Source organism: Natroniella acetigena, from assembly GCF_023227745.1.
Classification (GTDB): domain Bacteria; phylum Bacillota; class Halanaerobiia; order Halobacteroidales; family Halobacteroidaceae; genus Natroniella; species Natroniella acetigena.
The window spans coordinates 17,725-28,324 of record NZ_JALKBX010000029.1; the positions used below are offsets into that span (position 1 = coordinate 17,725).

The 10,600-nt window shown below is 34.3% G+C and carries 10 protein-coding genes and 1 other annotated feature; all 10 genes read left to right on the forward strand.

Features of this window, described 5'->3' with window-relative positions:
* The first annotated feature begins 161 nt into the window (after positions 1–161).
* The gene (locus MWH25_RS07640) at positions 162–1,094 is read left to right on the forward strand and encodes a biotin/lipoyl attachment domain-containing protein (RefSeq protein ID WP_248627058.1); all 933 of its coding nucleotides are present in this window, start codon (positions 162–164) and stop codon (positions 1,092–1,094) included.
* Positions 1,095–1,109: 15 nt separating this feature from the next.
* Complete coding sequence (locus MWH25_RS07645; protein WP_248627059.1) at positions 1,110–2,432, forward strand: PhoH family protein; 1,323 nt, start codon at positions 1,110–1,112, stop codon at positions 2,430–2,432.
* 211 nt (positions 2,433–2,643) lie between these two features.
* The gene (locus MWH25_RS07650) at positions 2,644–3,342 is read left to right on the forward strand and encodes a YggS family pyridoxal phosphate-dependent enzyme (RefSeq protein ID WP_282706917.1); all 699 of its coding nucleotides are present in this window, start codon (positions 2,644–2,646) and stop codon (positions 3,340–3,342) included.
* The gene (locus tag MWH25_RS07655; RefSeq protein WP_248627060.1) at positions 3,342–3,806 is read left to right on the forward strand and encodes a cell division protein SepF; all 465 of its coding nucleotides are present in this window, start codon (positions 3,342–3,344) and stop codon (positions 3,804–3,806) included. The genes MWH25_RS07650 and MWH25_RS07655 overlap by 1 nt, the downstream gene beginning before the upstream one ends.
* Entirely contained in the window at positions 3,793–4,608 is an 816-nt protein-coding gene (gene proC, locus MWH25_RS07660) for a pyrroline-5-carboxylate reductase (RefSeq protein WP_248627061.1), read from the forward strand. The genes MWH25_RS07655 and proC overlap by 14 nt, the downstream gene beginning before the upstream one ends.
* Before the next feature lie 4 nt (positions 4,609–4,612).
* Entirely contained in the window at positions 4,613–4,888 is a 276-nt protein-coding gene (locus tag MWH25_RS07665) for a YggT family protein (RefSeq protein ID WP_248627062.1), read from the forward strand.
* A 14-nt stretch (positions 4,889–4,902) separates the two neighbouring features.
* Positions 4,903–5,691, forward strand: coding sequence for a photosystem II electron transport protein, Sll1252 family (locus MWH25_RS07670; protein ID WP_248627063.1), 789 nt, complete (start codon positions 4,903–4,905; stop codon positions 5,689–5,691).
* Between the two features lie 15 nt (positions 5,692–5,706).
* Complete coding sequence (locus MWH25_RS07675; protein ID WP_248627064.1) at positions 5,707–6,201, forward strand: DivIVA domain-containing protein; 495 nt, start codon at positions 5,707–5,709, stop codon at positions 6,199–6,201.
* 64 nt (positions 6,202–6,265) lie between these two features.
* Positions 6,266–6,967 (forward strand): 5'-methylthioadenosine/adenosylhomocysteine nucleosidase, encoded by a 702-nt coding sequence (locus tag MWH25_RS07680; protein WP_248627065.1) that lies wholly within the window; start codon positions 6,266–6,268, stop codon positions 6,965–6,967.
* Positions 6,968–7,047: 80 nt separating this feature from the next.
* Positions 7,048–7,290: a binding site (T-box leader), on the forward strand.
* Positions 7,291–7,354: 64 nt separating this feature from the next.
* On the forward strand, positions 7,355–10,141 hold the full coding sequence (ileS, locus tag MWH25_RS07685) for an isoleucine--tRNA ligase (protein ID WP_248627066.1): 2,787 nt from the start codon (positions 7,355–7,357) through the stop codon (positions 10,139–10,141).
* The last annotated feature ends 459 nt before the right edge of the window (positions 10,142–10,600 follow it).

Here is a 10,600-nt window from a genome sequence, read left to right on the forward strand (position 1 = left end):
GACAGAACAGGTCTTTGTCAAGACCTTTCGTGAAAACCATAGAAACCATATCAATATAATTTCAATTACAAGCAGGTATTATTAACTTTAAGTAGAATATTATAACATATAGTGGAATCTAGTGGAATCATTAGAAATATTAATTAGGGGTAGAGTTAATTGTGAAGGATTTTGGAAGAAGAGAACATAATATTGATTTTAGTAAGCAAAGAGAGAATAAGAAGAGGAATAGATTGAGTAAATTTATTCTTTTTTTATTAGTTTTGATTGGAATTGGGTTCTTTATTATTTTAGTAGTTAACTTTTCTGGTTATCATTCAACTAGAATAGTCACTACTACGTATGGAACTATAAGGGATAGGATTGAGACTGAAGGGCTTTTAATTAGAAATGAAAAGATTACATTTGCTCCTCAGGAGGGAGAATTACAATTATATGTACCTGAAGGGGAAAGAGTGAGATCGGGAACAAGGATAGCCAGTGTTGTTGGGACTGAAGAAAAAGAGCTTTATAATTATAATTCTGGATTGTTAAGTTATCAAGTAGATGGTTTGGAAATGACATTAAGGGAAGAAAGTAGAGCAAATTTAACTTACGATCAATTTGTTAATTTAAGGGGCAAGGTCAATCAAGTTAGTTCAGAAGAAAGAGTTAATGCTGGTCGTCCTATCTTCAAAATTATTGATAATTTCAAGTTTTACTTAGCTGTCTTATTACCTCAGGATGAGGTGATGAATTATGAAGAAGGTTCAAGTGTTGAAGTTCTTTTTTCTGAATTAGGAGAGCGCTACTTTACTGGAGAAATTGATCAGATTTTATTTGATCAACCTGATAATATTATGCTCATTAAGTTTAATAGTTTGATTTCTGATTTAATAGAATTAAGAAAGGCAGAGGTTGAAATTATAAGAGAGGTGCATAGTGGAATAGTTGTTCCTATTTCTGCTTTGATTGAACAGGAAGATACCGTAGGAGTAATGGTCAGTAGTTATACTAATAGATATTTTAAGGAAGTGGAAGTAGTAGGTCAGGTTGGTGATCAGGTAGTGATTAAAGGTGTAGGGCCAGGAGTTGAGATTATTTTAACTAATTAGTGGGAGGTTGATATCATGGAAAAGATTTATATTTTAGATACGAATGTTATTTTACATGATCCACAGGCTATTTTTTCTTTTGAGGACAATCAAGTTATTATCCCAATGGTAGTCATTGAAGAGATTGATGACCAGAAAAAGAGGCAAGATTCTGTAGGAAAGAATGCACGTGTATTTTCCAGATATGTAGACCAGTTGAGGCAAAAAGGAAAGTTAAGTGAGGGAGTTAGGCTAGAGAATGATGGTTTGTTGAAGACTGATCTAAATTATGAAATTTCTTCTGAGTTGCCTAAAGCACTAGATCCTGGTAAAGCAGATAATAAGATAATTTCAACCGCATTAAATTTTAAAAAGAAGAGTGATATTCCTGTGATCTTAGTCTCAAAAGATATCAATATGAGGATTAAAGTTGATGCTATTGGAGTTAAGGCTGAAGATTATGAGACTGATCGAGTTAATATTGATGAGCTTTATTCGGGAGTCAGAAGTGTTAAGGTAGCTGCAGATAAGATAGACCAATTTTATCGACAGGATGGATTAAAACCAGAAAAGTTGAATTTGGATGAAGAATTATTGTCCAATGAATTTGTAAGTTTAGAGGATGAGCTAGGAGGCTCTCAGTCTGCTTTGGCCCGTTATGATCAAAAAGCTGGGCAATTACGTTCTTTTATCTTTAATGCTGATGATATCTGGGGAATTGGACCGCGTAATAGAGAGCAGAGTTGTGCTTTTGAGTTATTATTAAATGATGAGATTAAATTGGTTACTTTGGTTGGAAAAGCAGGAACTGGTAAGACATTATTAGCTTTAGCAGCAGGGCTACAAAAAGTTGTTGATGATAAGTCTTATAAAAAATTGATTGTTACTAGACCGATTGTACCAATGGGCAATGACTTGGGTTATTTACCTGGGGATAAAGAAGAAAAATTGAAACCATGGATGAGACCGATCTATGATAATATGGAGTTTTTAGTTGGTGGGGGCCAAGATCAAGAGCCAATTAATGCAGTAGCAGATTTGAAGGCAATGAACTTAATTGAGTTAGAAGCGATTACTTATATTAGAGGTAGAAGTATTCCTGACCAATTTATTATCGTCGATGAAGCACAAAATTTAACTCCTCATGAGTTAAAGACAATCATTACTAGGGTTGGAGAGAATACTAAAATTGTACTGACTGGTGATCCTTATCAAATAGATCACCCTTATTTAGATAGTAATAGCAATGGCTTGACTTATGTTGTAGAAAGAATGAAGGATAAAGGTTTAGTAGGGCATGTTACTTTAAGCAAAGGAGAACGTTCTAAGTTAGCTGAGTTAGGAGCTGAGGTGTTATAAAGGGTTAAGTCTGAGTCTGAGTTTAAGTTCAAGTAATATCTACCCCCTTTTCTTTCTAAGGTGTAACGGTTTTAATTGTCAATTGTCAATTTTGTACATTGTAAATTTATAATAATATAACGATTTAATCAAAAAATACACCTATATAGGTGTATTTTTTGCAGGGGAATAATGATGATTCGAGAAATAATAATGAAGGAGGTAATTGATAATGAATGTCAAAGAGAGATTAGCTAAAGTAAGAGAAAAGGTTAAAGTTGCTGCTAGTAGAGCAGGTCGTAGTCCTGAAGAGATAAAGTTAGTTGCTGTTTCTAAAAGGCAAGGTTTAGATAAGATAAAAAATGTATTAGATGAAGGGATTTTAGATTTTGGTGAAAGTAGAGTCCAAGAGTTAAGAGATAAGTATGATAATTTCGAGCAAGAGATAAACTGGCATATGATCGGTCATCTACAACGAAACAAAGTTAAATATTTAACAAGAATGGACAGATGTAAGCTGATTCATTCAGTTGATAGCTTAAGGTTAGCTAAAAAAATTAATAAAAGGGCCAAAATGGAAGACAGAGAGAGCAATGTTTTAGTGCAGGTTAATACAGCTGAAGATGAAAATAAATATGGTTTTATGAGTGAAGAAGTTATTGAGTTTTTAAGAGAAGTTTCTTCGTTTGAATATATGAAGGTTAAGGGATTAATGACGATTGCTCCTTATGTAGAGAACCCCGAGGAAGTAAGACCATATTTTCGGAAGCTAAGAGAGCTTGCTGTTAAGATAGAGGCTGAGGAGATACCTGGGATTGAAATGAAAGAGTTATCAATGGGGATGAGTAATGATTTAGAAGTAGCAATTGAAGAAGGGGCTACCATTGTTAGGGTAGGTTCAGCAATCTTTGGCCCTAGAGATTATGAATAATGGATTTAATAGAAAGAGTAACTGAGTTATTTTCTTTTGGATCTGAGGTGCCATCAGCCCCCAAAGAGCAAGTTGATAATTCTAATTCTTCTACGGAAGAGGAGTCCCAAAATAAATTTTCCTTACAGTCTGTTTCTTTAGCTCAAGGTAGTAATGGAGAAAGTATTGATATTGTACAGCCTACTTCTTTTGAGGAAGCACAGACAATAGCTGATAAATTGAAAGAAGGACATTTAGTAGTTGTTAATTTGACTGAGGTTAAACGCCGTTTAGCAACAAGAATTATTGATTTTGTAAGTGGAACTTCTTATGCTTTAGGTGGTAATATAGAAAAAGTAGGGGAAGATATCTTTTTATTTACCCCCAAATCTGTTACAATAAGTTATGGAATTGAAGAAGATAATTCTGATGTTGAAAATTTATCATTAGTTAAGAAAAAGGAGCTGACGAATGCTAGCGGATAAAAGAATTGGTTTTATTGGTGCTGGAGCAATGGCGGAAGCTTTGATTACAGGTGTTTTAGAAGCAGAGTTGGTTTCAGCAGAGCAGATTTATATTAGTGATTTAAAAGACGAGAGATTAGAAGAGTTGGAGCAAGGGTATGGAGTACAATTAGTTAGTGATAATAATAAGTTGATTAGTAGTGTTGATTATATTATTTTAGCAGTTAAGCCTAAGGTGATAGCTAAGGTATTAACTTCTTTAGATGTTGAAATCGAAGGAGAGCAAAAAGTCTTTTCTATTGCTGCTGGAATAAAAATTAAAGAGATTGAGCGTCATTTAAAGGACGAAGTTCCAGTAATTAGATTAATGCCGAATACTCCTGCTTTAATAGGAGAAGGTGCTACAGCTTATGCTTTGGGAAGAGCAACTGATGCTGAAGATGGTGAATTAGTCGAAGAAATCTTTAGTGCAGCAGGAACTGTAATCGGAATAGAAGAAGAATTAATGGATGCAGTAACGGGTTTGAGTGGTAGTGGACCAGCCTACGTTTATTTATTTATTGAAGCGTTGGCTGATGCAGGAGTTAATGTTGGTTTGGGTAGAGAAGATGCTACTGATTTAGCATTACAGACTATAATTGGTGCAGCTAAGATGGTTGTTGAGTTAGAAAAGCATCCAGCTCAGTTAAAGGATATGGTTACTTCACCAGGGGGAACTACAATAGCTGCTTTGCGACAACTAGAAAAGGATGGGTTTAGATCTGCTATTTATGAAGCAGTAGCAACAGCAAGAGATAAAGCAGAAGAATTAAGAAAGGAGTGAGAGGATGAGATTTTTATTAATTAGACTTGTAGATGGAGCATTTAGGATTTATAATTGGCTTATTATAGCTAGAATTGTAGCTTCTTGGGTACAACCCCCGACTCATCATCAATTTATGAGAGACCTTTTAAATTTTGTTTATCGAACTACAGAGCCTGTCTTAGGGCCAATTAGGGAGTTAGTTCCTCTGCCTGGAATTGATATTTCTCCAATCATTGCTTTTGTAGTTTTAGGGATTATCAGAAATGGTTTAATTCAACTATTATTTGCGGTGCTGTGATAAGGAGTGATATGATGTTGGACAAGGAGCGATTGTTGGCCCATATAAATGAAGAAGAAGAAAAATTAATTTTGAGTCAAATTTTAGATAAAGTAGAATTGGCCTTGCAGAGACATCAGCCCACTTATACCAATTTTTTAAATCCCCATCTTCTTTATTTAGTTAAACCGGTCTTGGAACAGATTGCTGGTCTTAAATTTTTAGAGTATGGTGGTTATAAACGTGCTGAACGTAAAAGATTGGCTGTGATGCCTGATTATTATATTAAGGATTTAGTTGAATCACCGATTAAATTGTTAAATATCACTGGCCAGTTTAAGTTTCAACAGGTTAGTCATCGTGATTTTTTAGGGGCAATTTTAGGAACGGGGATTAAAAGAGAGATGGTGGGCGATTTGGTCTTGTATCAACAAGGTTGTCAAGCTATTGTTGCTGCAGAGATGAAAGAATATTTATTGCTTAATCTAGAGCAAGTTCATCAAATAGGGGTTGAGATTAAAGAGATTTCTTTTGAGCAATTACAGGTTGAACCAGAACGAGTAAAGGAGATTAAGGATACAGTACCATCTTTGCGTTTAGATTCGGTTGCCAGTTCTGGTTTTTCTACTTCTCGTAATAAGATGAGTAGTGAAATTGAAAGCGGAAAAGTAAAGGTTAATTGGAAGGTTGTTACTGATCCAGCTTGTTTTATAGATCAAGATGATATTATTTCTATTCGTGGTCGAGGAAGGGTAGAGATAGATGAGTTATTAGGTAAGTCTAAGAAAGGTAGAATTAAACTAAGGTTAATAAGATATATTTAGTTAGGAGGAAGTATAATGTCTTTAACTCCATCAGATATTTATAATAAAGAGTTTGATAAGACGTTTTCTATTTTGTCGTATGATCAGCAAGAAGTTGATGATTTTTTGGATCTGATAGCTGCTTATTATGAGGAAGTGTTAAAGGAGAATAATGATTTAAAGTTGAAAATCGAAAAATTAGAATCAAAAATTGAAGAGTATCAAGAAAAGGATAAGAAATTACATCAAACTATAGATCAAGCTCAGCAGACGATGGAAACTCAAAAAGCTGAAGCAGAAAAGAAAGCTGATTTGATTTTGGAAGAGGCGAGGTTGGAAGCTGAAAAGATAAAGGAAGAAGCTAAAATTAAAGTTGAAAAGAAATATCAGCAATATAGGGAATTAATTGAACATGAAAAATTATTTAAGATTAAATTTAAAACATTATTAAAGTCTCATTTGGAGATGTTGGATCAACAAGCTGGCTTAGAACAGGTTAAAGAGGAGCTTGACTTTGAAATTAGTGAATAAATTATAGCTAACTAATACATAATAAGATAGTACATTTGTAGAATTTTAAAGGTAGGGGAGTAGAATGAAATTTGGAATAATCGGGGCGATGGATGTAGAGGTTGAGTTCTTAAAAGAAGAAATGGAGATTGAAGATAAGTTATCTAAAGCTAATATGGAATTTTATTCTGGTAAATTGCTGGGGCAAGAAGTTGTTGTAGTTCGTAGTGGGATTGGTAAGGTTAATGCGGCTGTCTGTTCTCAAATTTTAATTGATAATTTTGCAGTAAAGGCAGTTTTATTTACAGGAGTAGCTGGTGCTATTGATAGAGAGCTTGATGTAGGAGATATTATAATCTCAACCGATGTTGTTCAGCATGATGTTGATATTACGGCTTTTGGTAGAGAGTATGGGGAGATTGCTGAATTGGATCAGGCAGCATTTGAAGCTGATGAAGAGTTAGTTACAGTGGCTAAAGAGGTTGGAGAGGAGTTGGCCCGGGATGAAAAGATTAAAGTTAGTACAGGGCGGATCTTATCTGGAGATCAATTCATTTCAGATGAGAAGAAAGTAGAGTGGTTAAGAGAGACTTTTGATGGACAATGTACAGAGATGGAAGGGGCAGCAGTAGGTCAAGTAGCTTATTTAAATGATACACCATTTGTAATAATCAGATCTATTTCTGACAAAGCTGATCAAGAAGCAGATGTATCTTTTGATGAATTTGTTGAGTTTGCTGCTAATAATTCTTACAAAATTATAACTGAGATGTTGAAAAGGTTGTAATGATCAATTGAGATAAATTTAAATAGTAGTTGACGAAAGAAAACAAGTGTATTATAATGATTTATAAATTAAATAATGTTTGAAAAGCGATAATAGGGAAGAGTAAGTAGAGTGAAAATTATAGCGAACTTGGGGATGGTGGAAGCCTAGGAATGGAAACTTTGCTGAAGATCATCTCTTAGCTGTTTCTTTGAAGCTTTAGTAAAAGAAATCGGTAATAGCCGTTATTTAAATTGAGTGAATATATAAGAGTTTAGTTACTGATTAGTAGCTACTTACTATATTAAATTGGGTGGTACCGCGAGTTTACTCTCGTCCCTTAGTGGGATGAGGGTTTTTTTATTTGATAAAAATTGCAAATTATAAAAAAAGGAGTGTTAAGAAAAGATGAATTATAAGGATACGTTGAATTTACCTAATAATGAATTTCCTATGCGGGCCAATTTATCTGAGAGGGAACCTAACTTTCAGAAATATTGGAACGAAAATAGTATTTATGAAAAAGCATTAGAAAAAAGAGAAGGTGCTGAAAAGTTTATTTTACATGATGGACCTCCTTATGCTAATGGTGATATTCATATCGGTCATGCTTTAAATAAAATTTTGAAAGATATTGTCACTAGGTATAATCACTTGAAAGGATTTCAAGCTCCTTATGTTCCTGGTTGGGATACTCATGGTTTACCAATCGAACATAAAGTGACTAAAAAATTAGGGGATGAACGAAAAGAGTTAACAACAACAGAATTAAGAGAAAAATGTAAGGATTATGCATTGAAATATGTAGAGCGACAGAAAGAGCAGTTTAAACGCTTAGGAATTTGGGGTGAATGGGATAATCCATACATTACTTTAGAGCCGAAATATGAAGCTAAACAGATTGATGTCTTCGGTAAGATGGCTCTAAAAGGTTTATTATATCAAGGCTTAAAGCCTGTACATTGGTGTACAAGCTGTGGGACTGCATTAGCAGAAGCAGAGATTGAATATGAAGAGATTAATGGCCCATCAATTTATGTTAAGTTTCCAGTAGAGGAAGGGAAAGTACTAGATGATGTAGAGTTAGCTACTGATGATTATGTTGTTATTTGGACAACTACTCCATGGACTATCCCTTCGAATATGGCAATTTCTATTCATCCTGACTTTGATTATGTAATTGTAGAAGCAGATGGTGATAAATTAGTAGCTGCTAAAGAATTAGTAGCCGATATGTTGGATATTTGTGGCGTTGATGATTATACAATTCTTGCAGAGTTTAAAGGAGAAGAATTGGAAGGGGTTAGTTGTAAACATCCATTTTATGAGCGGAAGTCACCATTGATCTTAGGAGAACATGTAACATTAGAGCAAGGTTCAGGTTGTGTACATACAGCGCCTGGACATGGACATGATGACTATGTTATTTGCCAAGAATATGATATTGAAGTTTATGCTCCGATGAATGATCAAGGGTATTTTACTGAAGAAGCTGGTGAAGAGTTTGCTGGAATGTATTATGATGATGCTAATATCAAAGTAACAAATTTATTAAAAGAAGATAATTTATTAATGGATTTAAGCTTTGTTGACCATTCTTATCCTCATTGCTGGAGATGTAAAGATCCTGTTATTTTTAGAGCTACTGAACAATGGTTTGCTTCTGTTGAAGATATTAAAGATGAAACTTTAGAGGCGATCAAGGAAGTTGATTGGTATCCTGAATGGGGAGAAGTAAGAATGACTAATATGGTTGCTGATCGAACTGACTGGTGTGTTTCTCGTCAACGAGTCTGGGGGGTACCTATTCCGATCTTCTATTGTCAGGATTGTGATGAACCATTGATTACTGAAGGGTCGATTGGTGCAGTTAAGGAGTTATTTGCTCAACAAGGTTCAGGAGCTTGGTATGAATTAGAAGCTAATGAGATATTATCTGAATCTGTCAAGTGTGATTCTTGTGGAAATAATACGTTTGATAAGGAAACGGATATTATGGATGTCTGGTTTGATTCAGGGGCAAGCCATGCTGCAGTACTAGAAAATTACGATAATTTAGAGCGACCAGCAGATTTATATTTAGAAGGAACCGATCAATATCGAGGTTGGTTTAATTCATCTTTATTAACTTCAATTGCTGCTAGAGGAGAAGCACCGTATAAAGCTGTAGTAACTAATGGTTTTACACTTGATAAAAATGGTAAAAAGATGTCTAAATCAATAGGTAATGTTGTTTCACCACTTGATGTTATTGAGCAGTATGGGGCAGACATTTTACGGTTATGGGTTGCTTCTTCTGATTTTAAAGAGGATGTAAGAGTTTCTGATAAGATCTTACAAGAGAATGCAGAGGTTTATCGACGGATTAGAAATACTTCGCGTTATATTTTAGGTAATTTAGCTGATTTTGATCCAGCAGAAGATAAAGTAAGTAAAGATGAATTGACTGAGATTGATCGTTGGGCCTTGTTAAAATTACAGAAGTTGCTTAAGCAAGTAGAAGAAGCTTATGGAGCTTATGAATATCATAGATTATATCATGCTGTGCATAATTTCTGTACGGTAGAAATGAGCTCTTTTTATCTTGATGTCCTAAAAGATAGACTATACACTTTAAAAGCAGATGATCGAGTACGACGTTCTGCTCAAACAGCGATGTATGAAATCTTAACTACCTTAATTAAGATGGTTGCTCCTGTGTTAGTACATACTGCTGAGGAAGTGTGGCAGTATTTACCTGATGTTAGTGATGCTGAAAGTGTATTTTTAGAAGAGTGGCCACAAGTTGACAAAGGTTATTTAGATGAAGACTTAGAAAAGAAATGGGATCGCTTACTACAAGTGAGAAAAGATGTCTCTAAAGCTTTAGAGTTGGCCCGTAATGAGAAAGTTGTAGGGCATTCTTTAGATGCACAAGTAGATCTTTATGCAGAGCGAGAATTATATGATTTCTTAATTCAATTTGATGATTTAGCAGAATTATTTATTGTCTCTAAATTAAAAGTATTAAACTCTACTGTTGAAGTCGAAGAAGATGAGTTATATACTGGTGAAGAAACTGGAATAAAGATAGCAGTAGCTCAAGCTCCTGGTGATAAATGTGAACGATGTTGGCATTATTGTGAGACAGTTGGTAGTGATGAAGAACATTCAGAGATTTGTGTTGAGTGTTTAGAAGTGGTTGAGAATTTGTAAGAATGAAAGAGTAATGTTATGGAGTCTGTAGCCTTTTTATTAGGTTGCAGACTTTTTTAGTTTAAATGTATATTAATTATAATATAGGAAACTACTATAGTTAGTACTTAGATAAGAGCTATTGCCTACAAAGAATTATAAAGTTAAATCTTTTCTTGACAAGTTTGGAGTAGGATGATATACTACTTGATGTTGTCGCAGAAAAAGATTGGCGATAAAAAAGATTTAAAAAAATCTTGACAAACAAGAGCTGATTTGATAATATATTAAATGTTGTTTGAGAAAGTGGCAAAAATTGAACAAGCAATTCGGTCTTTGAAAACTAAACAATGCAATGTTTCAACTAAGCAAGAAGAGCTAGTCAAACTCATAATTTTGTAAGCAGTGTACACATTGTTTACATTATATAAACTTTAATTGAGAGTTTGATCCTGGCTCAGGACGAACGCTGGCGGCGTG

What these genes read in the sequence shown, in the direction of transcription:
- proC (WP_248627061.1), top strand. Translation starts at nt 3,793, where the DNA reads ATGCTAGCGGATAAAAGAATTGGTTTTATTGGTGCTGGAGCAATGGCG.
- MWH25_RS07650 (WP_282706917.1), top strand. Translation starts at nt 2,644, where the DNA reads ATGAATGTCAAAGAGAGATTAGCTAAAGTAAGAGAAAAGGTTAAAGTT.
- ileS (WP_248627066.1), top strand. Translation starts at nt 7,355, where the DNA reads ATGAATTATAAGGATACGTTGAATTTACCTAATAATGAATTTCCTATG.
- MWH25_RS07670 (WP_248627063.1), top strand. Translation starts at nt 4,903, where the DNA reads ATGTTGGACAAGGAGCGATTGTTGGCCCATATAAATGAAGAAGAAGAA.
- MWH25_RS07645 (WP_248627059.1), top strand. Translation starts at nt 1,110, where the DNA reads ATGGAAAAGATTTATATTTTAGATACGAATGTTATTTTACATGATCCA.
- MWH25_RS07655 (WP_248627060.1), top strand. Translation starts at nt 3,342, where the DNA reads ATGGATTTAATAGAAAGAGTAACTGAGTTATTTTCTTTTGGATCTGAG.
- MWH25_RS07680 (WP_248627065.1), top strand. Translation starts at nt 6,266, where the DNA reads ATGAAATTTGGAATAATCGGGGCGATGGATGTAGAGGTTGAGTTCTTA.
- MWH25_RS07665 (WP_248627062.1), top strand. Translation starts at nt 4,613, where the DNA reads ATGAGATTTTTATTAATTAGACTTGTAGATGGAGCATTTAGGATTTAT.
- MWH25_RS07675 (WP_248627064.1), top strand. Translation starts at nt 5,707, where the DNA reads ATGTCTTTAACTCCATCAGATATTTATAATAAAGAGTTTGATAAGACG.